The organism is Xanthobacter pseudotagetidis (assembly GCF_043194795.2).
Classification (GTDB): Bacteria; Pseudomonadota; Alphaproteobacteria; order Rhizobiales; family Xanthobacteraceae; genus Xanthobacter; species Xanthobacter tagetidis_A.
The window spans coordinates 2,430,238-2,456,106 of record NZ_CM195534.1 but is presented as its reverse complement, the minus strand read 5'-3'; the positions used below and the strand labels follow the sequence as shown (position 1 = coordinate 2,456,106).

At 70.1% G+C, this 25,869-nt stretch carries 23 protein-coding genes and 1 tRNA gene; 10 read left to right on the top strand and 14 right to left on the bottom strand.

Going from position 1 to position 25,869, the window contains the following annotated elements; translation table 11 throughout:
• Positions 1–136 precede the first annotated feature (136 nt).
• Positions 137–1,492 (top strand): MFS transporter, encoded by a 1,356-nt coding sequence (locus V5F67_RS11225; RefSeq protein WP_394017751.1) that lies wholly within the window; start codon positions 137–139, stop codon positions 1,490–1,492.
• Between the two features lie 19 nt (positions 1,493–1,511).
• Here V5F67_RS11225 and V5F67_RS11220 read toward each other — a convergent pair whose 3' ends face one another.
• From V5F67_RS11220 to V5F67_RS11170, 11 genes are all read right to left on the bottom strand, one after another.
• Positions 1,512–2,222, bottom strand: coding sequence for a GntR family transcriptional regulator (locus tag V5F67_RS11220; protein ID WP_394017752.1), 711 nt, complete (start codon positions 2,220–2,222; stop codon positions 1,512–1,514).
• 52 nt (positions 2,223–2,274) lie between these two features.
• Positions 2,275–2,679, bottom strand: a complete 405-nt coding sequence (hpxZ, locus tag V5F67_RS11215; protein WP_394017830.1) for an oxalurate catabolism protein HpxZ — start codon at positions 2,677–2,679, stop codon at positions 2,275–2,277.
• 11 nt (positions 2,680–2,690) lie between these two features.
• Positions 2,691–4,118 (bottom strand): AtzE family amidohydrolase, encoded by a 1,428-nt coding sequence (locus V5F67_RS11210; protein WP_394017753.1) that lies wholly within the window; start codon positions 4,116–4,118, stop codon positions 2,691–2,693.
• Positions 4,115–4,336 carry an AtzG-like protein gene (locus tag V5F67_RS11205; RefSeq protein WP_394017754.1) on the bottom strand — a complete coding sequence of 74 codons (222 nt, stop codon included), beginning with the start codon at positions 4,334–4,336 and terminating at the stop codon, positions 4,115–4,117. Before V5F67_RS11205 ends, V5F67_RS11210 begins: the two co-directional genes overlap by 4 nt.
• 11 nt (positions 4,337–4,347) lie before the next feature.
• Positions 4,348–6,201 carry a dipeptide ABC transporter ATP-binding protein gene (locus V5F67_RS11200; protein ID WP_394017831.1) on the bottom strand — a complete coding sequence of 618 codons (1,854 nt, stop codon included), beginning with the start codon at positions 6,199–6,201 and terminating at the stop codon, positions 4,348–4,350.
• A gap of 62 nt (positions 6,202–6,263) precedes the next feature.
• Positions 6,264–7,148 carry an ABC transporter permease gene (locus V5F67_RS11195; RefSeq protein ID WP_394017755.1) on the bottom strand — a complete coding sequence of 295 codons (885 nt, stop codon included), beginning with the start codon at positions 7,146–7,148 and terminating at the stop codon, positions 6,264–6,266.
• A complete protein-coding gene (locus V5F67_RS11190) occupies positions 7,145–8,158 on the bottom strand; it encodes an ABC transporter permease (RefSeq protein WP_394017756.1) in 1,014 nt (337 codons plus the stop codon). The genes V5F67_RS11195 and V5F67_RS11190 overlap by 4 nt, the downstream gene beginning before the upstream one ends.
• Positions 8,159–8,506: 348 nt before the next feature.
• The gene (locus tag V5F67_RS11185) at positions 8,507–10,129 is read right to left on the bottom strand and encodes an ABC transporter substrate-binding protein (protein ID WP_394017757.1); all 1,623 of its coding nucleotides are present in this window, start codon (positions 10,127–10,129) and stop codon (positions 8,507–8,509) included.
• 256 nt (positions 10,130–10,385) lie between these two features.
• Positions 10,386–11,249 carry a CDP-diacylglycerol--serine O-phosphatidyltransferase gene (pssA, locus tag V5F67_RS11180; RefSeq protein ID WP_394017758.1) on the bottom strand — a complete coding sequence of 288 codons (864 nt, stop codon included), beginning with the start codon at positions 11,247–11,249 and terminating at the stop codon, positions 10,386–10,388.
• Positions 11,250–11,252: 3 nt separating this feature from the next.
• Entirely contained in the window at positions 11,253–11,954 is a 702-nt protein-coding gene (locus tag V5F67_RS11175) for a phosphatidylserine decarboxylase (RefSeq protein ID WP_394017759.1), read from the bottom strand.
• 114 nt (positions 11,955–12,068) lie between these two features.
• The gene (locus V5F67_RS11170; RefSeq protein ID WP_394017832.1) at positions 12,069–12,971 is read right to left on the bottom strand and encodes a LysR family transcriptional regulator; all 903 of its coding nucleotides are present in this window, start codon (positions 12,969–12,971) and stop codon (positions 12,069–12,071) included.
• Positions 12,972–13,068: 97 nt separating this feature from the next.
• On the opposite strand from V5F67_RS11170, the gene V5F67_RS11165 reads away from it, so the two are divergent.
• Positions 13,069–13,818, top strand: a complete 750-nt coding sequence (locus V5F67_RS11165) for a sulfite exporter TauE/SafE family protein (RefSeq protein WP_394017760.1) — start codon at positions 13,069–13,071, stop codon at positions 13,816–13,818.
• A 105-nt stretch (positions 13,819–13,923) separates the two neighbouring features.
• On the opposite strand, the gene V5F67_RS11160 is transcribed toward V5F67_RS11165, so the two are convergent.
• Positions 13,924–14,826, bottom strand: coding sequence for a LysR family transcriptional regulator (locus V5F67_RS11160; protein WP_394017761.1), 903 nt, complete (start codon positions 14,824–14,826; stop codon positions 13,924–13,926).
• A gap of 170 nt (positions 14,827–14,996) precedes the next feature.
• Here V5F67_RS11160 and V5F67_RS11155 point away from each other — a divergent pair, with 170 nt between their 5' ends.
• From V5F67_RS11155 to V5F67_RS11135, 5 genes are all read left to right on the top strand, one after another.
• Positions 14,997–15,362 carry a Rieske (2Fe-2S) protein gene (locus V5F67_RS11155; protein ID WP_394017762.1) on the top strand — a complete coding sequence of 122 codons (366 nt, stop codon included), beginning with the start codon at positions 14,997–14,999 and terminating at the stop codon, positions 15,360–15,362.
• Positions 15,349–15,690, top strand: a complete 342-nt coding sequence (locus V5F67_RS11150; protein WP_394017763.1) for a hypothetical protein — start codon at positions 15,349–15,351, stop codon at positions 15,688–15,690. Before V5F67_RS11155 ends, V5F67_RS11150 begins: the two co-directional genes overlap by 14 nt.
• Before the next feature lie 14 nt (positions 15,691–15,704).
• The gene (locus tag V5F67_RS11145; RefSeq protein ID WP_394017764.1) at positions 15,705–16,943 is read left to right on the top strand and encodes an amidohydrolase family protein; all 1,239 of its coding nucleotides are present in this window, start codon (positions 15,705–15,707) and stop codon (positions 16,941–16,943) included.
• 195 nt (positions 16,944–17,138) lie between these two features.
• A complete protein-coding gene (locus V5F67_RS11140) occupies positions 17,139–18,107 on the top strand; it encodes a Bug family tripartite tricarboxylate transporter substrate binding protein (protein ID WP_394017765.1) in 969 nt (322 codons plus the stop codon).
• Between the two features lie 277 nt (positions 18,108–18,384).
• Positions 18,385–19,818 (top strand): NAD-dependent succinate-semialdehyde dehydrogenase, encoded by a 1,434-nt coding sequence (locus tag V5F67_RS11135; protein WP_394017766.1) that lies wholly within the window; start codon positions 18,385–18,387, stop codon positions 19,816–19,818.
• Between the two features lie 120 nt (positions 19,819–19,938).
• On the opposite strand, the gene V5F67_RS11130 is transcribed toward V5F67_RS11135, so the two are convergent.
• Positions 19,939–20,025, bottom strand: a tRNA-Leu gene (locus tag V5F67_RS11130).
• Between the two features lie 88 nt (positions 20,026–20,113).
• A complete protein-coding gene (gene mgtA / locus V5F67_RS11125) occupies positions 20,114–22,711 on the bottom strand; it encodes a magnesium-translocating P-type ATPase (protein WP_394017767.1) in 2,598 nt (865 codons plus the stop codon).
• Positions 22,712–22,951: 240 nt separating this feature from the next.
• On the opposite strand from mgtA, the gene V5F67_RS11120 reads away from it, so the two are divergent.
• The 3 genes from V5F67_RS11120 to V5F67_RS11110 all read left to right on the top strand — a co-directional run bounded on the left by V5F67_RS11120 (position 22,952) and on the right by V5F67_RS11110 (position 25,840).
• A complete protein-coding gene (locus V5F67_RS11120) occupies positions 22,952–23,962 on the top strand; it encodes an ABC transporter substrate-binding protein (protein WP_394017768.1) in 1,011 nt (336 codons plus the stop codon).
• A 115-nt stretch (positions 23,963–24,077) separates the two neighbouring features.
• Positions 24,078–24,680 carry a hypothetical protein gene (locus V5F67_RS11115; protein ID WP_394017769.1) on the top strand — a complete coding sequence of 201 codons (603 nt, stop codon included), beginning with the start codon at positions 24,078–24,080 and terminating at the stop codon, positions 24,678–24,680.
• Positions 24,677–25,840 carry an alanine racemase gene (locus V5F67_RS11110; protein ID WP_394017770.1) on the top strand — a complete coding sequence of 388 codons (1,164 nt, stop codon included), beginning with the start codon at positions 24,677–24,679 and terminating at the stop codon, positions 25,838–25,840. The genes V5F67_RS11115 and V5F67_RS11110 overlap by 4 nt, the downstream gene beginning before the upstream one ends.
• Positions 25,841–25,869 lie beyond the last annotated feature (29 nt).

Sequence of the window (25,869 nt, the reverse complement as noted above, 5' to 3'; positions counted from 1 at the left end):
TCACCCGGAACCGACAGCTCGGCGCCGGGTGCCCTTCATGCCGCCCCGGCGCGATCGATTCTTCTAACGGGCTCCCCGGTCCAGCGTGCGCCGCCGGCGGCCGCGCGCCAGGCGGCGGGAGCGGAAAGCGCGCCTGATGACGTTCACCGCCGCCACCGCGGATACCGCCGCATCAATCCCCGCCAATCCACGCTCGCGCGTGATCCTGGCGAGCCTCGTCGGCACCACCATCGAGTTCTATGACTTCTACGTCTACGCCACCGCGGCGGTGCTGGTGTTCCCGCACCTGTTCTTCCCGTCCGGCAACGACACCACCGCCTTGCTCGCCTCGTTCGCCGTGTTCGGGGCGGCCATGGTGGCGCGCCCGCTCGGCGCGGTGTTCTTCGGCCATCTGGGCGACCGGCGCGGGCGCAAGATCACCCTGGTGGGGGCGCTGCTCGCCATGGGCATCGCCACCTTCCTGATCGGCCTCCTGCCCACCTTCCCGACGGCGGGGTGGATCGCGCCGGCTCTGCTGGTGGTGCTGCGCCTCGCACAGGGCTTCGCCCTCGGCGGCGAGTGGAGCGGCGCCGCTTTGGTCGCCACCGAAAACGCGCCGGACGGCAAGCGCGCGCTCTACGGCACCTTCCCGCAGCTCGGCGCGCCGATCGGCTTCATCATCGCCAACGGCCTGTTCCTCGCGATCGCCGCGGCGATGCCGTCGCAGGACCCCTCCCGCCCGTCGGATGCCTTCCTGGCCTGGGGCTGGCGCCTGCCGTTCCTGTTCTCGGCGGTGATGGTGATCTTCGGCCTGTGGGTACGGGTGCGCCTCGTGGAGAGCACGGCATTCGAGAAGACGGTGGAGCGCGGCCGGGTGCAGAAGGTGCCGCTGGTGGCGGCGGTCAAGTCCTACTGGCGCGAGCTGATCCTCGGCACGTTCTACATGCTCGCCACCTACGTGCTGTTCTACCTGATGACCACCTTCTCGCTCAGCTATGGCCGCGCGGCGGTGGACGCGGCCCTCCCCGGCCTCGGCTTCGACTACCGCACCTTCGTGCTGATGATGATCTTCGGCGTCCTGTTCTTCGGCGTCTTCACCCTGGTGTCCGGCCCCTTCGCCGACCGCTGGGGGCGCCGGCGCACGCTGATTGCCGTGACGCTCGCCATCATCCTGTTCGGCTTCGTCTGGGTACCCATGCTGTCTGCGGGCACGGTGGGCGTGATGGCGTGGCTGATCGTCGGCTTCACCCTCATGGGCCTCACCTTCGGACCCATGGGCGCGCTGCTGCCGGAGCTGTTCCCGGCCAACGTGCGCTATACTGGTTCGGGCATCTCCTACAACGTATCCTCGATCCTCGGCGCGGCGGTGGCGCCGTTCATCGCCGTGGCGCTGTGGAGCTATGGCGGCGGCAGCCCGTTCTATGTGGGGCTGTACCTATCCGCCATGGCGTTCCTGACGCTGGTGGCGCTCCTCCTCGGCAAGGAGACGCGGGACGTGGACATCAGCCACTGACGGCCGCCGCCCGTTGGCCTCACACGCTCTCGGCGTAGCGCTCGTAGGCCACTTCCACGGTGTTGATATGGGCGCGCATGGCGGCGGCGGCCTCGGCCTTGTCGCCACGCAGGATCGCGCTCACCACCCGGTCGTGCTCCAGATAGGACAGAGCCAGTCGGCCGAGATTGCGGAACTGGGCGCGGCGGAACGGCTGCAGCCGCGCCCGCGTCGCCAGCGTCAGCTCGCTGAGATAGTCGTTGTGGGCGCCCGCATAGAGCGTGGTGTGGAAGCGCTCGTTCAGCACCGTGTAGCCGCCCTGGTCGCCGCGCCGGGTCAGGTCGGCGAGTTCGGCATGGATGGCCTGGAGGTGCGCGCGCTCGGTGGGCGTCATGCTCACCGCGCTGAGGCCGGCGCAGAGCGCCTCCAGCTCCGCCATCACGTCGAACATGCCGCGCAGCCGGTCGAGCGAGGGCTGGGCCACCAGGGCGCTGCGGTGGGGGCGCGCCTCCACCAGCCCCGAGGCGGCGAGGTCCCTGATCGCCTCGCGCACCGGCGTGCGGGAGACGCCGTAGCGCTTGGCGATGTCCACCTCCTCCAGCGCCGTGCCGGGGGCGAGGCGGCCGCGCACGATGTCGTCGGCGATCTGCAGGCGCAGCTCCTCGGTGCGGGTCACCGCGCGCCGGGCGCCGCGCCTGCGGCGCGAAGGCTGGGCGCCCTCATGGGGGGCGGATGACGATGCGAGGCTCATGGGTCCAAAGGCTACCGGGATTCTGGGAGAGGGCGAAAGTCCGCAATCGCCCTTAAGGCGTGCCGACAGGCAGGGGCGAGACTGGCAGGGTGGAAACATGGGCCGCCACCACGCGCCAGCCCTCGGGAAAGCGCACCCAGGTCTGCTGCTGGCGGCCGAGCCGCCCGCCGTCGCCCTCGCGCCGGAACAGCGTGGAGGCCACGGCGAAGTCGCGCCCGTAGGTGGTGATGGCGGTCCGCTCCAGCGTGCGGGCGAGCCCCGCCGGGCTGCGCCCCTTCCGGAATTGGCGGATCTCCTCAATGCCGTAGAGGTTCTCGCCGCCGCCATAGCGGATGGTGCGCGCATCCGCCCGGAAGAAGCCGTCGAGCGCCGCCACGTCATTGGCGACAAGCGCGGCCTCGTAGCCGGCGAACGCCGCCTCGACCTCCGCCTTCACCTCGGGAATGTCGATCTCCACATCGCTCTCCTTCACAGCGCGGCGACCTTGGAGGCCGCCGCACCCGCATCCTGAAGCGCCTTGGCAACGCGCAGGGCGAGGTCCTCCCGCCACGGCGCGGCGATCACCTGCACGCCGAGCGGCAGGTGGGCGCATGGCCCGTCGTCGAGCCAGACCGGGGCCGCCACCACCGGCAGGCCGATGAACGAGATCGGCTGGGTGTAGAGGCCCATATTGGGCCGCACCAGCAACGTCTCGCCGTCGAGCACGAAGGTCTTCTGGCCGATCTTCGGCGCCCGGCACGGGGTCGCCGGGGCGAGGATCACGTCGCAGGTTTGAAACAGCGCCAGCATTTCCTCCCGGAAGCGGCTGCGGAAGCGCTGGGCCGCGTCCACCCAGGCAGCGGGGATGGCGAGGCCCGCCAGCAGCCGGTCGCGCACCGCCGGATCGAAATCGTCCGGCCGTGTGGCGAGACGGCGCAAATGCAGGCTCGCGCCCTCGGCGGCGGTGGTCACATACGCCGCCGCGCGGGCGCGCGCCGCGTCCGGCACCTCGACGCGGCGGGTGGCGCCGAGCGCGGCCGCCGCCTTGTCCACGGCGGCGAAGGCCTCGGGCAGGCCGCGGGCGCGGAAATAGCCCTCCGCCACCGCGATCCTCAGGTCGTCGATGCCTTCCCCGAGCGTGTCCGCCACCGGCTCCGCCGGGCGTGGCGCCTGCATGGGGTCGGCGGGGTCGGCGCCCTGCAAAGCGTCGTAGGCGATCGCCAGGTCTTCCACCGAGCGGGCGAACGGGCCGAGATGGTCAAAGCTCGACACGAACGGGAAGCTGCCCGCCCGCGAGAGCCGCCCATAGGTGGGCTTCAGCCCGAAGGTGCCGCACAGCGCCGAGGGCACGCGGATGGAGCCGTTGGTGTCGGAGCCGAGCGCCAGCGGCACAAGGCCCGCCGCCACCGCCGCCCCGGAACCGCCGGAGGAGCCGCCCGACATGCGGTCGAGCGCGTGCGGGTTGCGCGAGGCGCCGTCGTGGAGGTTCTCGCCGGTGAAGTCATAGGCGTATTCGCCCATGTTGAGGCCGCCAACCAAAACCGCCCCTTGGGCCTCCAGCAGGCGGATCAGCGTGCCGTCCGCCTCGGCGGGCGCGCGATCGCGGTTGATCTTCGAGCCGGCCCGCGTGGGCAGGCCCTTGATGTCGAACAGGTTCTTGACCGCGAACGGCACGCCCGCGAGCGGGCCGAGCGCCTCGTCTCTCGCGCGGCGGGCGTCGAGCGCGGCGGCGGCGGCGCGGGCGCGGGCGGCGGTGACGTCGGTGAAGGCGTTCACGGCGCCATCGAGCGCGGCGATGCGCGCGAGGCTGGCCTCGACCACCGCGCGCGCGGTCACGGCGCCGGCATTCACCGCCGCCGCGAGCGTGGCGGCATCCGCCGTCGCAAGGTCGAAGGGAGCGTCCGCGGTGTCGCTCATGGCCGGTAGACCGGCGCCGGCTCGGCTGCGTCACCGAGATCGAGGGAGTAGACGAGGTGCGCCGCGTCGGCGATGGCGCGCAGGTGCATGAGCGCCTCGGCGCGCCATTGCGGCTCGGGGGCGATGCCATGAGCGGCGAGCGCGCCGTCGAGCATCTGCGCCAGCGCCGCGTCGGCGGCCTTGGGCAAGGGCATGTCCTCGGACAGGTCGATGGTCATAGCGGGCGGTCTCACACCGGCGGATGGGGGATGGCGGCGATCAGCTCCCGTGTATAGGCGGCCTTGGGGCTTTCGAGAATCTCCTGCGCCCCGCCCTCCTCGACGATGCGGCCCTGGCGCATGACGATCACCCGGTCGCACAGGAGCCCGACCACGTGCAGATCGTGGGAGACGAAGAGATAGCTCATGCCCAGCGTGTGCTTGAGTTCGTCCAGGAGGTTCAGCACCACCGCCTGTACCGACACGTCGAGCGCCGCCGTGGGCTCGTCGAGGATCACGAGGTCGGGCTTCAGCGCGATGGCGCGGGCAATGCCGATGCGCGCCTTCTGCCCGCCCGAGAGCTGGTGCGGGAAGCGGTCCAGGAGGTTGAGCGGCAGGCCGGCCATGCGGGCGAGCTGCTCCACCTCCTCCCGCAGCTTCGCCTCGCCCGAGACGCCGCCCATGCGGAGCAGCGGGTCGGCGATGGCGCGGGCGGCGGTGTAGCGCGGGTTGAGGCTCTCGGTCGGGTCCTGGAACACCATCTGGATGCGCCGGCGCATGGGGTGGCCGGCGAAGTCCTTGGCGGGAATCGCGGAGATGTCCTCGCCGGCGAAGGTGATCTTCCCGGCGGTGGGATCGAGCAGGCGCATCACCATGGACGAGGTGGTGGACTTGCCGCAGCCTGATTCCCCTACGAGGCCGACGCTCTCCCCGCGCCGGATCTCGAACGAGATGCCATCCACCGCGCGGAAGATGGCGTCTTCCTCGGGAACCGCCTTGCCCTTGAGGCGGGCGATGAGGCCCGAGGGCGCGCCCTGGCGGGGATATTCCTTGAGCAGGCTCTCGACCTTGAGAAGGGGCTCGGCGGTGAAAGCGGCTCCCCCGACCGCCGCCTTCGGCGCTGCCGCGCCGGCCCCCTCCCTGCCCTCCCCCGCAAGCGGGAGAGGGGCGCCAGCGGAAAAGGCATCGCCTTCTCCCGATTGCGCATCGCCCGCCCTCTCTCCCGCTTGCGGGGGAAGGTTGGGGTGGGGGAATGGCGCAGCATCTGAGCGTGCCGCCCCTTCGTCCTCCGGCAGCAGGTCCCTCAAGGTGATCCCCGGGCGCGGCGTCGCCCGCATGAGCTTCTTGGTGTAGGCGTGTTGCGGATCGCGGAAGATGCGCTCGGCCGGCGCTGTCTCCACCACCCTGCCCTTCTCCATCACCATCACCGTGTCGCAATAGGCGGCGGCGAGGCCCAGATCGTGGGTGATGAGGATGGTGGACATGCCGCGTGCGCGGGTGAGCTCGGTGACGAGGTCCATCACCGCCTTCTGCGTCGTCACGTCGAGACCGGTGGTGGGCTCGTCTGCGATCATAAGCTGCGGACGGCAGGCGAGCGCCAGCGCGATGACGATGCGCTGGCACATGCCGCCCGACAGCTCGAAGGGATAGGCATGGTAGCGCTCCTGCGGCCGGGCGATGCGCACCTGCTCCAGGATCTCGATCACCTTGTCCTTCACGTTCGAGCGGTCGGCCTGCACGTGCTGGAGCAGCACGTCGGCGATCTGGTGCCCGACCTTGCGGATCGGGTTCAGCGCCGCGCGCGGGTTCTGGAAGATCATCGACATCTCGCGCCCGCGCAGATCGCGCATGGCGCTTTCCGGAGCGTGGGCGACATCGAGCCCCGAGAAGGTGATGGAGCCTTCCGCGATCCGGCCGGCACGGTCGAGGATGCGCATCACCGTGTAGGAGGTGACGGACTTCCCCGAGCCGCTCTCGCCCACGATGCCCAGCGTCTCGCCCTTGGCGAGGGTGAGGCTGACCTTCTCCACCGCCGTGACGATGCCGCGGCGGGTCAGGAACTCGACCGTCAGGTCCTTGACCTCCAGAAGCGGCCCGCCGGCCACCTCGCGGACGGGAGCGGACAAAGCGGCGGACAGATCGGCGGCGCCGTGCATTCTCCCCTCCATCAGGTGCGGCGCTGGGGATCGACGATGTCGCGCAGACCATCGCCCAGCAGGTTGAAGCAGAACACCGCGAACATCAGCGCCAGGCCCGGGAACAGCGCGATCCACCATTCGCCTGAGACGATGTAGGCCGCGCCCTCGGCCACCATGATGCCCCACTCCGGCGTCGGCGGGCGCACGCCGAGGCCGATGAAGGAGAGACCGGCGGCGTTCAGGATCGCGTAGCCCATGGTGAGCGACATCTGCACCATCATGATCGGCATGATGTTGGGCAGGATGGTCGTCAGCAGGATGCGCCACTCCGAATTGCCGGTGAGGCGCGCCGCCTGGACGTAGCCCGCCTGCCTGCGGATCGCCGCCTCTGCACGGGCGACGCGCACATAGAGCGGGAAGTTGATGATGGCGGTGGCGATGACGATGTTGGTCACCGAATTGCCCAGCGCGGCGACGATGCCCATGGCCAGCACGAACAGCGGGAACGCCATGATGGTGTCGGAGATGCGGCCGACGATGCGGTCGGTCCAGCCGCCGAAGAAGCCCGAGGCGATGCCGGCGATGCCGCCCGCCGCGAACACCAGCGCCACCGAGAACACGGCGATGGCGAGGTCGAGCCGCGTCGCCACGACCACGCGGGAGAAGATGTCGCGGCCGAGATTGTCGGTGCCGAACCAGTGCGCGGCCGAGGGCGGCTGCAATGCCGCCTGGGTGTTGGAGGCGAGCGGGTCGTACGGCACCACATAGGGCCCGATCAGCGCCGCGATGATGAGCACCAGGAACATGCCGAAGGCGATGCCGGTGACCGGGTTGTCCGAGATCACGTAGCGCGCGTGCTTCAGCGTGGCGGCCAGGCCGCTCTGGGGAGCGTCTTCGACGGTGGCGATGGTCATGCTTCGCTCCGCGCGCGGGGGTCGATGATGCCGTAGGAGATGTCGATGACGAGGTTCAGGACCACGTAGAGGATCGCCATGGCGAGCACGAAGCCCTGCACCGGCGCATAGTCCGAGGTGATCAGCGCCTCGACCGCATAGGAGCCGATGCCCGGCCAGGCGAACACCTTCTCCACCAGCACGTTGGCTCCGAGCAGGAACGAAAACACCATGCCGAGCGTGGTGATGACGGGCAGCATGGCGTTCCTGAACGCATAGGTGAGGATGACCGTGGTGTCGGTCAGCCCGGCCGCCCGCGCCGTGCGCACGAACTCCGAGGACAGCACCGCCAGCATGGAGGCGCGCGTCATGCGGGCGATGGGCGCCAGCGCGAAGATGGCGAGCGTGATGGACGGGACCGCGAGCTGGGCGAGCGCGGCGCGGAAGGTCTCGAACTCGCCCGTCAGCAGGCTGTCGATCAGGTAGAAGCCGGTGATGGTGGGCGGGGCGGAGAAGAACACGTCGAGCCGCCCGAGCGGCGCCGGCGCCCAGCCGAGCTTGAAATAGAACACGTAGACCAGCAGCAGCCCGGTGAAGAACACCGGCAGCGAGACGCCCGCCGTGGTGATGAGGCGGCAGGCGTGGTCCACCCAGGAGCCCTGCTTCACCGCCGCCATGATGCCGAACGGCACGGCGATGGCGAGCGCGAGGATAAGGCCGCACAGCGTCAGCTCGGCCGAGGCCGGCAGGCGCGCGGCGATCTCCTGCGCCACCGGCTGGCCGGTGGAGAGCGAGGTGCCGAGGTCGCCCTTCGCGAGCGCGGTGACATAGTCCACGAACTGCACTGGCAGCGGCTGGTCGAGGCCGAGCTTGGCGCGGATCTCGGCGATCGCCTGCGGGGTCGCGGCCGGCCCGGCGAAATAGGCCGCCGCGTCGCCGGGCAGCACCCGGGTCAAGAGAAAGGTGACGATGACGACGCCGATCAGGCTCGGCACGGCTGTGGCGAGACGGCTGGCGATGAGCTTCAGCATGGCCCTCTCCTCGATGCTGCAAGGCGCGCGCGGCGCGTCCCTTCCCTCAAGACGGCGCGGCGCGACAGGCCGCGACGCCCCCTCACCCGTTTCGCGGCTGCGCCGCGATCCACCTTCTCCCGCAAGGGGAGAGGGGAGCCCCGCCCGGCCCCGCTCACCGGAAATCGCCCCGGCCCCGGGGAGCCGCCCTCCTCCCCTCTCCCCTCGCGGGAGAGGGGTCGGGGGTGAGCGGGAGGCCGGGAGCAGCCTCCCTCTGCCCCTGAAAGAGAAAGGGGCGGCGCCTGGCGCCCCCTTCGGCGCCACCCCTCCCGTTCGCGCCCCGAGGGGCGCGACCTCGGACCGCCCCGCTCAGGACTTGGCGAAGGCGCGATAGTCGAGCCGGCGGTGGAACCAGTATTCGTAGCCGGTGACGTTCTTCTGCATCGCCACGTTCACATAGGGCTGGTAGAGCGGCACCCGCGGCACGTCGGCGAAGGCGAGGTCCACCATGCCCTTCACGCCGGCGTCGTAGGCGCCCTTGTCGCCCACCGCCGCCGATTGGCGCGCGGCGTCGATGAAGGCATCCATCGCTTTCGACTGGTAGCTCATGGTGTTGAAGATGGCGTTGTTGCCGTGATAACACCAGAAGAAGAAGTATTCGGGGTAGTCGAGCCAGCCCGAGAACACGTTGGTGTAGAGCGGCAGCGTCTTCTTGGTCAGCTCGCCGCGCCAGTTGGCGCCCGGGATCTTGTTGATGGTGGTCTTGATGCCGATCTGCGCCAGGTTCTCCTGCAGCAGCACGCAGATGGGCTCGTTGACGCCGGCAAATCCCAGGTCGAACGAGATCGTGGTCTCGAACCCGTCCGAATAGCCCGCCTCGGTAAGCAGCGCCTTGGCCTTGGCGAGGTCGGTGTTGAACTTGGTGGGCTGCGGCCAGGCGACCTTGGTCTGGGTGTCCGCAGCGGCGCCGAACATGGGCTTGGCGAGGCCGAACAGCACCGCGTCCATGATCTTCTGGTAGGGGACGGCACAGGCCACCGCCTCGCGCACCTTCGGGTTGTCGAACGGCGGCTTGGTGACGTTCATGCCGATATATTGCAGGCCGTTGGAATACGGCACCGAGGTGATGTTCAGCTTGCCGGCCTGCTTCAGCTCCACGAAGTCCTTGTTGGGCAGGTCGTAGGAGATGTCCGCGTCGCCGCGCTCCAGCAGCGCCCGGCGGTTGCCGGCGGAGGGCACCATGCGCCAGATCACGCGCTTGATCTTGGGCAGCGGGCCGCCCTTCCAATCATCGAAGCGCTCGTAGACCACCTCGGTGCCCGAGGTCCACTTGGTGACCTTGTAGGCGCCGGAGCCGGCGGTGTTCTGCTTGGTGTATTCCAGGCCCCAGGGGTCCTTCTCGGTGGCGTTCTTCTTGATGAGCTCGGAGTTCATCACGCAGGGCACGATCACCGCGAGGTCCGGGATGGTGAGGCGGTCCTTGCGCAGGAAATCGACACGCACCGTATGGTCGTCCACCACCACGAACTGCTCGGGCTTCTCCAGCGATCCGGCCTTCATCTGGAAGGTGGGAAAGCCGCCCACCGAGACCGCGCGATCGAGCGACCACTTCACGTCCTTGGCGGTGACCGGCGTGCCGTCCTGGAAGGTGGCGTTCTTCTTCAGCTTGAAGGTCGCCGACATGTCGCCGATGCTCATGTCCTCGGCAAGCTCGCCGCGGAGCTTGTCGCGGTCGTAGTAGCGCACCCCGTCCTTCTCGGTCATCTCGTGGGTGATGAGGCGGTCGTAGCAATTCCAGCTCGCCTCGTAGCCGGGCACGTTGGTGCCCACGCCCATGATGTCGAGATTGTTCGGACCACTCTCGGAGACGATCAGCAGCGTCTCGTTGCGCGCCTGCGCCTTGGCGGGAGAGAAGACGGCGGGCGCGGCGACGCCCGTGCCGGAGGCGAGAGCCGTGGCGGAGGCGGATTTCATAAACTCGCGGCGGTTCATGTGGCGATGTCCCCTCGATGGCAAATGGGCAAGCGAAACTCGCCATTCCCATTCAAGGGGCGTGCCAGTTGTATGCAATATTCTATAAACACCTGATATTACGATGTTATTTTTGCATCAAACAGAACGAAAGAGCAAATGGAGACGTCATGAATGATTATATTTTAATCATATAATGATTCATTGCATACAATAAACGCCCGCGTCGTAAGCGGCGCGGCGCCGCCGTCGGGTGCGGCCTCGGCCTGCGGCAGGATCAGGAGGACGAGCCGGACGCCGCCCCGGAGGCGCCCTCGCCCTGGCTTCTGGCGCCGCGCTCGGCCTGCTCGGCGCGGTGGACCGCCATGAGCCGGCGATAGCGCAGCGCCGAGACCGGCAGCAGCGCCAGATAGATCATCGAGCAGGTGGCGAGCACCGCCCAGGGATAGCTCGCCAGCAGCGCGAAATAGAGCGCCACCAGCACGAACAGCGGCAGCACCATGTCGCGCCGCACCCGGCTCCCGAGCGACTTGCCGGACCAGGCCGGCACGGTCGAGATCATCAGGAAGCCGATCGCGAGGCAGTAGACGAGCGCCAGCGGCGCGCTCCAGCTGCCGTGCGGCGCGCCGAGCAGCTCCAGATACACCGGCAGCAGCACCGTGATGGCGCCCGCCGGAGCCGGAATGCCGGTGAAGAAGTCGGCCGCGAAGGCCGGCCGGTCGGGGTCGTCCAGCATCACGTTGAAACGCGCGAGGCGCAGCGCCGCGCAGATGGCGTAGGTGAGCGCGGCGATCCAGCCGAACGAGCCGGCCTCGTTCAGACCCCAGAAATAGAGCATCAGCGCCGGCACGCAGCCGAAGTTCACGAAGTCGGCGAGGCTGTCGAGCTCGGCGCCGAACTTCGAGGTGCCCTTAAGCGCCCGCGCTAGGCGCCCGTCGATGCCGTCCAGCAGCGCCGCGAACACGATCGCCGCGAGCGCCAGCTCGATCCGCTCCTCGATGGCGAGGCGCACCGCCGTGAGGCCGGAGCACAGCGCCAGCAGCGTCACGAGGTTCGGAATCAGCACCCGGACCGGGATGCGCCCGAGCCGGCCGAACCGGGTCCGGCCCTCGGGGTCGAACGGGGGAAAGGGCGTCTCCATCGCTCACCCCACCCGGTAGGCGACGTCACGCACGCCGCCCCCGGAGAGGTCGGCGATGATGGTCTCCCCGGCGATGGCGATCTGGCCCTCCGCCACCTGCACCTTGGTCCCCGGAGGCAGATAGATGTCGAGCCGCGAGCCGAAGCGGATGAGGCCGAAGCGCTCGCCGGCGCCGATCTCCTCGCCCTCACGCACGAAGCAGACGATGCGCCGGGCGATCAGCCCGGCGATCTGCACGCACCCCACCCGGCCGGCCGAGGTGCGGATGACGAGGCCGTTGCGCTCGTTGTCCTCGCTCGCCTTGTCGAGGTCGGCATTGAGGAAGATGCCCGGCTTGTAGGCCACGCGCTCGATGCGGCCCGTCACCGGCGCGCGGTTCACGTGCACGTTGAACACGCTCATGAAGATCGAGACCCGCAGCAGCGGCTCGTCGGACAGGTCGAGCTCGCGCGGCGGGCGCGCCGGACCGATGGCGGAGACGGTGCCGTCCGCGGGCGACACCACCAGCCCCTCGCGCACCGGCGTCACCCGGACGGGGTCGCGGAAGAACAGAGCGGTCCAGAGGGCAAGACCCACCGCGATCATGCCGAAGAAGGTGCTCACGGAGAGGATGGCGAGAGCGATCACCGCCGCCCCGGCGATGAAGGGATAGCCCTCCCGATGCACGGGCACGAGCGACTTGCGGATCGTGGCGACGAGCGACACCTTCAGGCCTCCGGACGCGCCCTGGCTGCGGGCGCCGATGGCACAGGTAGTGAGGCCTGCCCGCGCCGTCAAATGGCAACGGCATGCCGACGGCGCATCGCCGCGGCTGCGCGGTCATCTCGCTCGCGCCCACGCGTGGTCGCAAGCGAGGTGGGCGAAGAGGGCCTCCGCCTGCGGCGACAGCGCGTCGCCGCGCCGTACGCATACGGCCAGGCGACGCGTCGCCCAGGGCTCGGCGAGACGCGCCGTGGCGATGCCGCAGCTGGATCGGCAGCGGCGCGCCGCCGTCTCTGGCACGATGCTGACGCCGACCCCCGCCCCGACCATGCGGCAGACGCCCTCGAAAGTGCGCATCCCGATCCGCGCCCTCAAGCGGCCGCCGATGGCGGCGGCCCGCGCGTCGAGATGCGCCGGCAGCGCGCCACCCATCAAGCCGACGAAGGGCCGCTCCAGGAGGTCCGCGAAAGCCACACGCGCCCGCGCGGCCAGGGGATCGCCCCGCGGCACCACCGCCACCAGCCGGTCAAGGGCGAACGGCCGGAGCGCGAGCGCACCGGTCTCGGCCCCGGCGGAGAGAATGCCGATGTCGGCGAAGCCGGCCGCGACGGCGCGGGCGATCTCGACGCTCTGGCGCTCCTTCAGTTCCACGTCGATCTGCGGGTGCGCGGCCATGAAGGGCGCCAGGCGCTCAGGCAGGAGCTCGGTGAGCGCCGCGGTGTTGGCGAGCAGCCGCACGCTGGCACGCAGGCCCTTCGCGTGCCGTCCAAGCTCGCCGCGCATCTGCGCCATCTGGGCGAGGATGGCGCGGGCGTGGTGCGCCAGCGCCTCGCCGGCGGCAGTAGGCACGACCCCGCGCCGGCCACGCTCCAGCAGCCGCGCCTCGCCCGCCGCCTCCATCTCGCGCAGGCGCTCGCTCGCGGCCGGCAATGAGAGGCCGGCCTCGGCAGCGCCATGGGTGATGCTGCCCGCCTCCACCACGGCGAGGAACAGGCGCAGGTCGACAAGATCGAAGCGCATCTGTCGACAGTAGCGCAAGACCAGCCTTCGGGCGAGCCGAAGGCTGGCGGCGGATCATCCGCATTGCGCGCGCGCGCCCATCGCCTATGGCAGGCGCATGATCGACCTGTCTCCCACCCTGATCGCCGCCATTGCCGCCACCTTCTTCGCCGCCGGCGTGGTGAAGGGCGTCACCGGCATGGGCCTGCCGACCGTTGCCATGGGGGTGCTGGGCGCCCTGCTGTCGCCGCTGGCGGCGGCGGGGCTGCTGCTGGTCCCCTCCTTCGTCACCAATGTGTGGCAGTTGCTGGCAGGGCCGGGATTCGGCCCCCTGGCACGCCGGCTCTGGCCGATGATGGCGGCGATCGTCGCCGGCACGGCGCTCGGCGCCGCCTGGCTCGCCAGCGGCGATACGGGTCCGACGACGACGGCGCTCGGCTGCGCGCTGGTCGCCTATGCCGCCTTCACCCTTCTCGCCCGCCAGCTCGCCGTGCCACCGCGGATTGAGCCGTGGCTGTCGCCGCTGATCGGCGGCGCGACCGGGCTCGTCACCGGCGGCACGGGCGTGTTCGTGATCCCGGCGGTGCCGTATCTCCAGGCGCTGGGGCTTGCGAAGGACGACCTGATCCAGGTGCTCGGCCTGTCGTTCACGGTCTCGACGCTCGCTTTGGCGGCCGGGCTCGGCGCGCGCGGCGCCTTTTCGCCGGAGACGCTCGGCGCCTCCGCCGCCGCCGTGGTGCCGGCCCTCGCCGGCATGTGGGCGGGCCAGAAGATGCGCGCCCTGATCAGCCCGCAGGCGTTCCGCCGCTGGTTCCTCGTCGGCCTGCTGCTGCTCGGGCTGGAGATGGCGATCCGGCCGCTGCTGTGAGCGGGCGGGGAAGGCGGAGCGCGGCTGTGGCTGAACCGGCGGACGACGCCTCGGCCCGACCTCGGCGTCCAAAGGCCCGAGGCGCGACCGCCGTGACCCGCCCCCTCACCGGCCGTCCCGGGCAGCCGGCCAATGCTCGCCGATGATGGCGAGGAAGCTGTCCAGCACCGAGGAGCGCCGCCCGTAGGCGACCGCAAGCTCGTAGGTCACGGGCGCTCCCACTCCGGTCAGGGGGCAGAACACGACGCCCTTGCGCTCCACGGTGGCGCTCGCCTCGGTCACCAGCGCCACCCCCATGCCGCCGGCCACCAGGTTGATGATGGTGTCCATCTGCTGCGCCTCCTGCAGGATCAGCGGCGCAAACCCCGCCGCCGAGCAGGCTTCGCGGATGCGGCGGTGAAGCCCCGGCCCCTCACGGGCGGGGAAGCAGACCCAGGCCTCTTCCTTCAGCTGCGACAGCGCGACCTGGCCGAGCCGGCACAGGGGGTGCTCCTCCGGCAGGGCGGCGATCATCTCGTTGCGGGTGAGCGCGCGGATGGTGAGCCCTTCGGCGTCGTCCACGGGCGGGATGACGAAGCCGACATCGGCGTCGCCGTCATGGATCGCGCGCACCTGCTGGCTGGTCATCTGCTCGCGCAACTGCAGCTCGACGTCCGGATGGGCGTCCCGGAACCGGCGCAGGAATGCGGGCAGGATATCGCGCGCCGCACTCGGCACGAAGCTCACGCGCAGGGTTCCGCGCAGGCCGTTGGCGGCGCGGCGCGCCGCCGAGACCGCGCGCTCCGCCTGCAGGACCGCGCGGCGCGCCTCCTCAAGGAACACCTCTCCGGCCTGGGTCAGGCAGGTAATGCGGTTGGTCCGCTCGATCAGCGGCGCGCCGACCTCTTCCTCGATGCGGCGGATGGCGGTGGTGAGCGGCGGCTGGGCCATGTTGAGGCGCACGGCAGCGCGCCGGAAGCTGCGCTCCTCGGCCACGGCGATGAACTGCCGGAACTGCCTCAGGTCCATTCCCGCGATCCATTCCATGTATCACGCATTCAGCGAACTAATATTAGACATATTACAATTCAAGTCCAATGATCTGATTGATCGCATCTATGACCTAACAACCCCACGTCGAAACCAGAATTGTCACAGTATTGCACTGCAATAAAACGTCTTGAACGGGTGGAGCCGCCATGAGCGAGTACAGCGCAGGAAAGGTCGACGACTATGCGGATGGCGACCGCAAGGTCGTCATATGCGGGGATGCGGAAATCGGCGTGTTCCGTATCGGCGATGCATTCTACGCCTGGCACAACCGCTGCGCCCATCTTGGCGGACCGGTGTGCCAGGGCCGCATCATGAAGCGCGTTCTGGAGCCCGTGGACGCCGACCTGACGGTGCGCTCCCAGGCCTATGACGAGAGCGAGAGCCACATCATCTGCCCGTGGCACGGCTACGAGTTCAGCATCCGCACCGGCCAGCATCCCGGCAATGCCCGCGCCCGCCTGAAGAAGGCGGAGATCATCGTGCGCGACGGAGAGATTTATGTCCGCCCTTGAGCAAGACCGGCGCAACGATCCCTATGCCTGGATCGACACCCTCGCCCCGAAGCTCCTCGAGACCTCGCGCGAGATGGTGGAAAGCGGCGCCGCCGCCCGCGTCTCCGACGAGGCGGTGGCGCAGATCCTGACCGCCGCCGTGCGCCTCTACGTGGCGAAGTCGGACGGCGAGGAGCGCACCTTCTCGCCCATCTTCGGCGAGCGCGACAGCGAGCTCACCCCGACGGAGCTGCTCTCGGCGGTCTCCGAGATGCTGCGGGCGCTGCATCTCGGCCCGGTGGAGCTGGCGCTCTGGTATCGCCGCCGCCCCGACGAACACATCTCCTGACAGCGGGTCCGACCATGAACTTGCAGAGCAAATTCGGCCCGAACTACGCGGCCACCCAGCAGATCGACGTCTATACCGACACCCGCGACGTGCTCGCCCACGCCAAGCGCAACGCGCGCCAGCGCGGGCTGCAGGACTGGTTCGTGGTCGACATCGACGCCCACCACGTGGAAACCGTCTCCTGGAAGGAGGTGGTGCAATATATCGAGGACCCGGTGATCCGGGACAACGCCATGCGCTACCAGGCGGAGCGCATCGGCGGGCCGCCCTACGGCCTCAACGGCGACCTCGGCCTGCGCTACCAGTCGGTGGGCGGACGCATCCCGCACCAGGACGACCAGCGCGAAAAGGTGACGGAAACCGACGTCCACCGCGATGTCGTCCTGACCCGCCGCGCCATGGATTCCATCGGCGTCGACAACATGGTGGTGTTCCCCACCCCCATGCTGTTCCTCGGCATGCATCCCCAGCCCGACATGGAGGTGTGGCTCGGCCGCGCCTACAACCGCTGGACCGCCGACAAGCTGCTGGACGGCGACGACCGCATCAAGACGCTGATCTACCTGCCGTTCAACACGCCCAAGGAGGCCGAGCGGGCGGTGGAGGAGTTCGGCGACCACAAGGGCGTGATCGGCTTCTGCGTCACCAGCACCCGCACCAAGCCGGTGCACCATAACGACTACATGCGCCTCTACCGGATGATCGAGGAGCGCGGCAAGCCGCTGGCCTTCCATGCCGGCTACCACTGGCAGGACCCCTCGCTCGCCACCGTGAACCGGTTCCTCGGCATGCATGCGCTGGGGTTCGTGTGGTGCAACATGATCCACATGACCAACTGGATCCTGAACGGCCTGCCGGAACGGTTCCCGAAGCTCAACACCCTGTGGGTGGAGAGCGGCCTCGCCTGGGTTCCGTTCCTGATGCAGCGGCTCGACGACCAGTATCTCATGCGCCAGTCGGAGGCGCCGCAGCTCAAGCGCATGCCGTCCGAATACATGCGCGACACCTGCTATTACACTACCCAGCCCATGGAAATCACCCATCCTAAGGCGCTGGAGACCACATTCGACATGATCAATGCGAAGACGAACTTGTTGTTCGCGTCCGACTGGCCGCACTTCGACTTCGATCTGCCGCAGATGATCTGCGACCTGCCGTTCCTGGACGAGCAAGCCAAGAAGAACATCCTTGGCCTGAACGCCGCGCGCATCTTCAATCTCGACCCGACGCCGCGCAAGAACCTCTACACCTGACGGCGGCCGCAGGATCGCGGCCACCGCAAGAAAGCGCCTGGCAAGAAGGCCCGCAAGGGCCGCCGCCCACCCGACAGCACCGTTCGCCGAACACCCAAGAGCGGCCCGAAAGCCGCCGGGACCCGAAGCCTGCCGCCGCCGGGAGTTCTCCCCGGCGGCGGCGGGCCAAAGCCTGTGAGAAAAGGGGAGGAATTCATGGAACGCAGGACGTTTTTCAGCGCCGTTGCCCTGTTTGCCTGTGCGCTGCTGCCGGCGGCAGGCGCCGCGGCCGACACGTTTCCCGACCGCCCGATCCGGCTGATCGTGCCCTACGCGCCGGGCGGCGCCATGGACGGCACGGCCCGCCTGCTCGCCACCCAGCTTCAGGAGAGCATGAAGCAGACCGTGGTGGTGGAGAACAAGCCGGGGGCCTCCGGCATGATCGGCGTCGACTTCATGCGGCGGTCCGAGCCGGACGGCTACACCATCCTGATCGACACCATGGCGATCGGCGTCAACCCGACGCTCAACAACGCCAAGTACGACCCGATCGCCGACTTCACGCCGATCTCGCAGGTCATGGCCATGCCCTATGCCCTGGCCGTGAACGCCAATTCGGGCATGAAGACCCTGGGCGACCTGCTCGCCAAGCTCAAGGCCAATCCCGGCAAGCTGAACTCCGCGACCTCGGGCACCGGAAGCCAGCTGGCGACCGTCGCCTTCCGGACCGAAAGCGGCACCAAGTTCGAGATCATCCCCTATCCCGGCGGCGGCCCGGGCCTGCTCTCGGTGATGGCCGGGGATTGCGAGATGGTGATCATGGACATGGCCAACATCGCGCCCTTCATCACCTCCGGCAAGCTCACCGGCCTCGTGGTGTCGATGCCCAGCCGCTCGGAGATCACCCCCGACGTGCCCTCCGCCCCCGAGGCGGGCCTGCCCGGCTTCGAGGTCAGCGCCTGGTTCGGCATCTTCGGCCCCAAGGGCATTCCGCAGAACCGCCTCGAATACCTCAACGCCGAGATCCGCAAGGCGCTGAAGACGCCCGCCATGGTGAAGTTCTTCAAGTCCAACGGCTCGGTGCCGTCCACCATGGACTCGGCACAGTTCGCCGCCTTCTACCGCAAGGAGGTCGACCGCTGGCGGGCGGTGATCCTGGCGAACGGACTGCAAGCCAAGAACTGACGCGCGCGGCGCCGGCAAGGCGCCGCGCGCGCCGCCTGCCCCGGGCGGCTGCGGAAGAATGCCCACGCGCCCGAGCCGGCGCGTGGGGTATTTCTGGACCCGGCGCATCGCATCGGCCTTGCGGCACCGACGCGCCGTGCCGCAAGATCGGCCGGCGCGCCCGCAGGCGACGGGAGGGCGCGCCGCCCGCCGCCGCACGGCGGGCCACAGCCTTTTCCCTCCGATCCCCCTTCCTCCCGACCCGCGCCGGGACAGCCAGACAGTTCGAGGAACGCGCATGTATGGAGACGTGTTGCTGCACATCGCCGGCGAATGGCGGGCGGCCCGCTCTGGGAAGACGTTCGATATCCTCAATCCCGCCACCGAGGACGTGATCGGCACCTGCGCTTTCGCCGGGATCGCCGATCTCGACGAGGCGCTGGCGGCGGCGGCGCAGGGCTTTGCTCTCTGGAAGCGGCAGAGCGCCCATGCCCGCGCCACCCTTCTCATCAAGGCCGCAGAGCTCCTGCGCGCGCGGGCCGAGGAGACGGCGCGCCTGATGGTGCTGGAGCAGGGCAAGCCGCTGGCCGAGGCGCGCATCGAGGTCCAGACCTCGGCGGACGTGATCCAGTGGTTCGCCGAGGAGGCGCGGCGCACCTATGGCCGCGTCATCCCTGCCCGCGCCGATCATATCCACCAGCTCAGCCTGCGCGAGCCGGTGGGCGTGGTGGCCGCCTTCACCCCCTGGAACTTTCCCGTCAGCCAGGCCACGCGCAAGACCGCGGCGGCGCTGGCGGCCGGGTGCGCGGTCATCCTGAAGGGGCCGGAGGAGACCCCGGCGTCCTGCGCCGCGCTGGTGCGCGCGTTCGTCGACGCCGGGCTGCCGGCGGGCGTGCTCAACCTCGTCTACGGCAACCCGCCGGAGATCTCCGGCCATCTCGTGCCCCACCCAGTGGTGCGCAAGATCTCCTTCACCGGCTCGACCGTGGTGGGCAAGCAGCTCGCCGCCCTCGCGGGCACGCACATGAAGCGCGCCACCATGGAGCTCGGCGGACACGCCCCGGCCATCGTCTGCGCGGATGCCGACATCGACCTGGCCGCGCGCCTGCTGGCCGGCGCCAAGTTCCGCAATGCCGGACAGGTCTGCATCTCCCCGACCCGCTTCCTGGTGGAGCGGCCGGCCTACGCGCCGTTCGTGGAGCGGTTCGTCGCCGCCGCCGAGGCGCTGAAGCTGGGCAGCGGGCTCGATCCGGACACTACCATGGGCCCGCTCGCCAATCCGCGGCGCCTCGAGGCCATGGAGGGGTTCATGGACGACGCCCGGGCCAAGGGCGGCAACATCCTCACCGGCGGACAGCGGCGCGAGAATCGCGGCTGGTTCTACGCCCCGACGGTGGTCACCGACCTGCCGCCGGATGCGCGCCTGCTCAACGAGGAGCCGTTCGGCCCGGTGGCGCTGATCGCGCCGTTCGAGACGCTGGACGACGCCATCGTCGAGGCCAACCGCCTGCCCTACGGGCTCGCCGCCTACGCCTACACGCGCTCGCAGGTGGCCTCCACGCGGCTCGCACGCGAGGTGGAGAGCGGCATGGTGTCCATCAACCACCACGGCCTCGGCATTCCCGAGACGCCGTTCGGCGGCGTGAAGGACAGCGGCTACGGCACCGAGGGTGGCGCCGAGGGCATCGAGCCCTATCTGAACGTCAAGTTCGTCACCCGCGCCGACGCCTGACGGCAACCCAGGCAGGTCGGGCGCCGGCGGCTGCCGGCGCCCGACGCCAAGCCGCGCTGTGTAGCGCGCATAAGCCTGAGCGGGCAAAAAGGGAAAGTGGTCAACGGTCCCGAGGGGAGGTGGTGCGGGCGGTCGGATTCGAACCGACATATCCGTGAGGACGGCGGATTTTGAGTCCGCTGCGTCTACCAGTTCCGCCACGCCCGCAGCGTCCCGACCCTATACCGGGCGCACCCCCGCGAGGCAACTCGCGCGACGAAGGAGGACATCGCCCGCCCGCGCGCGCCCACTCTCCTCATCCGCCGCCGTGCGCGGGACGGCGGCGCCGGTGGCGCGCGTGGGCCGTCGGCCGCGTGGCGAGGCGTTTCAGCGCCTCGGCGGCAACGAGATAGGCCAGCGTCAGGCCGACGATCGCCAGCAGCACCCCAGCGGGCACGGCGGCAAAGCCCGCCACGCGCCCGAGGGGCGTCAGCGCCAGGATGAGCGCCAGCACCAGCGCGCCGAGCGAGGTCAGCGCCAGGATCGGGTCCGGCCGGCTCAGCCAGAACGGCCGCGCGGTGCGGATCAGGAAAATCACCAGGATCTGCGTGGCGATGGATTCCACAAACCACGCGGTGCGGAACGTGTCCGCGTCCACCGCAAAGCCGAAGGTGAGCACGCCGAAGGTGGCGAGATCGAACAGCGACGAGAGCGGCCCCATCACCAACGTGAAGCGCAGCACCCCGCCCATGTCCCAGGCCTGCGGCGCGGCGAGCGCCTCCGGGTCGGCGCTGTCGAACGGGATGCCGATCTCGGAGAGGTCGTAGATGAGGTTGTTGAGCAGGATCTGCAGCGGCGCCAGCGGCAGGAACGGCAGGAACAGCGAGGCGAACGCCATGGAGAGCATGTTGCCGAAGTTCGAGCTCGTGCCCATGCGGATGTACTTCATGATGTTGGCGTAGGTGCGCCGGCCCTCGCTTACCCCGTCGGCCAGCACGCCGAGGTCGGAATTGAGCAGGATCACGTCCGCCGCCTCGCGCGCCACATCCGTGCCGCCCTCCACCGAAAGGCCGACATCGGCCGCGTGGATGGCGGGGGCGTCGTTGATGCCGTCGCCCATGAAGCCCACCGTGTGGCCGCGCCGGCGCAGCGCGAGGACGATGCGCCGCTTCTGGTCCGGCGCGACGCGCACGAACAGGTCCGCGTGCGCGCAGCGGGTGGCGAGCGCGGTGTCGGACAGGCGCGCGATCTCCTCGCCGGTGACAAGGCCGCGCGCCGGCAGGCCGAGTGCGCCCACCAGATGCTCCACCACCGGGGCGCCGTCGCCGGAGATGATCTTCACCTTCACGCCCGCCGCCATCAGCCGCGCCACGGCGCCGGAGGCGGAGGCCTTGGGCGGGTCGAGGAAAGCGGCGCAGCCGGCGAACACGAGGCCGGCCTCGTCGGCCGCCGCGAGCGTGTCGCGCCCTTCCGGCGCCGGCCGGACCGCCACCCCCAGCAGGCGCAGGCCCTCCCGGCCCTTCTGCTCGATCAGCGCGGCGAGGCGGGCGCGGCCGGCGTCGTCGAGGGGAAGCGCGGCGCCGTCCGGCCCCTCCACATGGGTCGACAGCGCGAGCACCGCCTCCGGCGCGCCCTTGACGATCATCAGCCGCTCGCCGCCCTGCGCCAGCAGCACCGCCGCGCGCCGGCGCTCGAAGTCGAACGGCAGGTCGTCGAGGCAGGTCCAGCCCGGCGGCGGCGCGCCATCCGCCAGCAGCGCGTCGTCGAGGGCGCTGCGGGTGCCGGCGGCGAAGGCGCTGTTGAGGCGCGCGAGGTCGGCGACCCGCCCGCGCGCCGCGCCATCCGGCCCGAAGCTGCCGACCAGGGCGATGCGCGCCTCGGTGAGGGTGCCGGTCTTGTCGGTGCACAGCACGTCCATGGCGCCGAGGTCGTGGATGGCGGAGAGGCGCTTGACCACCACCTTGCGGCGCGCCATGCGCACCGCCCCGCGCGCCAGCGTCACGGTGGTAACCATGGGCAGCAGCTCCGGCGTGAGGCCCACCGCCAGCGCCACCGCGAACAGGAAGCTCTCCAGCGACAGGCCCTGGCGCAGCATCTGGGTCAGCAGCACGAACAGCACCAGGAAGCCGGTGAGGCGCAGGATCAGCATGCCGAGCGCATGCAGCCCGCGCTCGAACGCGGTCGGCGGCTCGCGCGCCTGGAGCGAGGCGGAGATGGCGCCGAAGCGCGTGGCCGCGCCGGTCTCCACCACCAGCATCAGCGCCTCGCCGCCGGTCAGCGTGGTGCCGGCGAACAGGCCGTTGGCGGCGTCGGACGGCGCGGCGCCGGCGGAAGGACCGGGACGCTTCTCCACCAGATAGGGCTCGCCGGTGAGCACCGCCTCGTTGGCGAGCGCGCCATGGGCCGAGAGCACCACCCCATCGGCCGGAACCAGCTTGCCGGCGGCGAGCTCGACGATGTCGCCGGGCACGATCTCGCGCACCGGCAGCTCGCGCGCAGCGCCGTCGCGCCGCACCCGGGCGGTCACCGCCACCGAGCGGCGCAGCGCCTCCACCGCCGCCTCGGCCTTCTGCTCCTGCACCAGATCGAGGGTGATCGACATGAGGACGATGGCGACGATGATGACGAAGCTCTGCCAGTCGCCGGTCGCGCCCGATATGGCGGCGGCGATCAGCAGGATCGCCACCAGCGGCTCGGCGAGGCGCTTGCCGATCTTGGCCGCAAGGCTGCGCCGCAGGCCGGTCACCGCCACGTTGGGCCCGCAGCGGTCGAGCCGCGCCGCGGCCTCGTCCTGCGACAGGCCCTCCGGGCGGCTGCCGAGGCGGGCGAGGAGCGCGTCGTCGCTTTCCTGCCAGAACGCGGCCGAATCGGTGTGCGGCCCGTTCCTTCCCTGTGCTGAATCCGGCTGATCCATGGGACCTCCCCGGAGCACTTGTCTCACCTCGGCGGGGACACCGGCAAGCGGCGGCTGGGGCTCGGCGGCGCGCCGGCTCCCCGCGAAAGCGTGATCGGCGCAGGACCGCCAGTGCCCAGGGTTCGGCCTCCGGCTACCGCCTTGCGGCATTTCGATGTGGCGGCCTGGGCCCGCTTCGCGCTATCTGTGGCGCAGCATTGAAAAAGCTGCCTCGGCGGCGTGACACGAAGGCGAAGCGTTGTGATCGACCGGCGAACCCTCCTCTCCCTCGGCATCGGCGCGGGATCGGCGAGCCTTCTCGGCCTCACGGGCGCCCGCGCGCAGGACCGGCCGTTCCGCATCCTGATGCTGACCTTCCGCGGCGAGACCGACGTCGAGCGCGGCTTCCGCGACTTCCTCACCGCCAACGAGATCAAGACCGAGATCATCGCCCGCGACGCCAATGGCGACGCCCGGCGCGTGCCCGAGTTGATCGCCGACCTCGCCACCCTCAAGCCCGATCTCATCTATACCTGGGGCACCCCGGTGACGCTCGGCGTGGTCGGCCCCTACGATTCGACCGATCCGCGCTACGTGCGCGACATCCCGGTGGTGTTCGCGCTGGTGGCGGCGCCGGTGCGGGCGAAGATCGCCCCCGACTTCGCCTCCTCGGGCCGCAACGTCACCGGCGCCGTCCACGTGGTGCCGACCGACGTGCACATGCGCGCCATGCAGGCCTACAAGCCGTTCAAGACCGTCGGCGTGCTCTATTCCACCACCGAGCAGAATTCGCGCGTCATCGTCGACGAGGTGAAGAGCGTGTGCGCCGGCATGGGCGCGAACGTCGTGGCCATGCCCTTCAAGCTCAATGCGAGCGGCCGTCCCACCGCCGACGGCGTCGAGGACATGATCCGCAAGATGCGCGCCGACGGCGTGGACTGGCTCTATCTGCTGCCGGACACCTTCCTCGGCACCATCTACGACCGCGTCACCCCCACCGCGCTCGAAAGCTCCATCCCCACCTTCGCGGCCGCCGAGCGCGGGGTGCGCGACGGCGGCGCGCTGGTGGGCCTCGTCAGCCGCTATTACTCGGTCGGCCAGCTGGCCGCCGCCAAGGCGGTGGAGATCCTGGTCCAGCATCGCGCGCCGAAGGACATCCCGATCGAGACGCTGAAGCGGTTCGCCCTCATCATCAACATGCAGGTGGCGCGCAAGCTCCAGATCTACCCGCCGATCACCATGCTGAACTACGCCGAGATCGTCACCAACTGATCCCGGCCGCCCCATGCCGCCCGCGCCATCCCTGGCTTGGCGTCCGCTCGGACCAGCGGACCTTCCCGCCATCGAGACGCTGCACCGGCGCGCCATCGGCGCGGCCGGCCCCGACGTGGTGAAGCCGGAGGGGCCGGATTTCTTTCCCGGCATCCTCGGCGGGCGCGGTCGCGCCGTCGGCGCGTTCGAGGACGGCCGGCTGCTCGCCTACGGCATCCTCCAGCACGTGCTGCCCGACAGCGACGACCCGCGCGCCCTGCTCAACCTCCCCGATAGCATGCTCCGGGTGAAGCTCGCCGGCGCCTCGGTCGATCCGGATGCGCGCGGGCGCGGGCTCCAGCGGGAGCTCATCGCCCGGCGCGTCGAACTCGCCGGCGCCGCCTTCGCCGGCACGCCGATCCTGCTCTACGCCACCGCCGCGCCGGCCAATGTGGCCAGCTGGAGCAACCTCATGTCCGCGCATTTCACGGTCCGGGCCGTGAAACTGTATTACGGCGGTTATCCGCGATATGTCATGGTACATGAAGACGTTGGGATGGAATCGGGCGCCGAGGTGATTCTCGATCCGGCCGATCTCGAAGGGCAGCGCCAGTTGCTGGCGCAGGGGTGGAGGGGGTCGAAGATGGTGCTTGATCATGGGGGCGTGCGGATCGCCTATACCGCTCCCCCGCCGGCGCCCCCCTTCGGGAGTTTCCCACCCGCGGCCCCCCGGCCATGACCACGCTCGCCCTTCCGGCGGACCGCTGCGCGCTGGTGGTGGAGATGGCCGCGATCCGCGCCAACTGGCGCGCGGTGCGGCAGTCGTTCGCGGGCGCCGGCGTCGGCGCCGTGGTGAAGCAGGACGCCTACGGGCTCGGCATCGCCGAGGTGGTGCCGCTGCTCGCCGCGCTCGGCTGCCGCGACTTCTGGGTCGCCGACCTCCAGGAGGCCGCGGACGTGCGCCGCGCCGAGCCGTCGGGGCGCATCTTCGTGCTGCACGGGCTCGTGGGCGGCACGTTGCGCGACTACCAGGCGCTGGGCGCCATCCCGGTCCTGGTGGACATGAGCGAGGTCGAGGCGCTGGCACGGCTTGCCGGCGACGCGCCGGCGGCCTGCGCGATCCACCTCGACACCGGCCTGAACCGACTCGGGCTCGGGCTTGCCGAGGTGCGCCGGCTGGCAGCGGAACCGGGCCTGCTCGGGCGGCTCCAGGTGGCCGCCTACGTGACTCATCTTGCCCATTTCTCCGATCCCGGCGCCCGCGCGAACCTGTGGCAGTGGCGCCGCTTCTCGGCCTGGACGCGGCACCTGCCACCGGCGCCGCTGAGCTTCAGTGCCTCCTCCGGCGTGTTCGGACCGAAGGAGCGCCACGGCGATCTCGCCCGGGTCGGCAGCGCGCTCTACGGGGTGGAGACCACCCCCTCGCGCCCGCAGCCCATCGTCGCCGCCGCGACCCTGACGGCACCGATCCTGCGCGTGCACCGCGTGCCGGCGGGACGCGAGGTCGGCTATTCCGGCGCCTACCGCACCAGGAGCGCGCGCCGGCTCGCCCAGCTCGGCATCGGCTATGGCGACGGCGTGCCCTACCGCTTCCACGGCGATGCTCATGTGCTGATCGACGGCCACCGCGCGCCGGTGGTCTCCACCAGCGCCATGAGCCTCATGAGCGTGGACGTCACCGACCTTCCGGAGGAGGCGCTGCGACCCGGCCTGCGCGCGGTCCTGTTCGGGCCTGGCCTGCCGGTGGATCAGATCGCCGCCGCGGCGGGCGTCGCCCCCAATGTGGTGCACGTGCGCGCCGGCCGCTCGGCGCCGCGCTTCTACCTGCCCTGCCCGGACGAGCCGGGCGCGGGCACCGCCACGGCGCCGCGGCCCCATCACGCCCCGCAGATGGCCTGACGGGCCTCTGCCATCGTAGGATACTACAT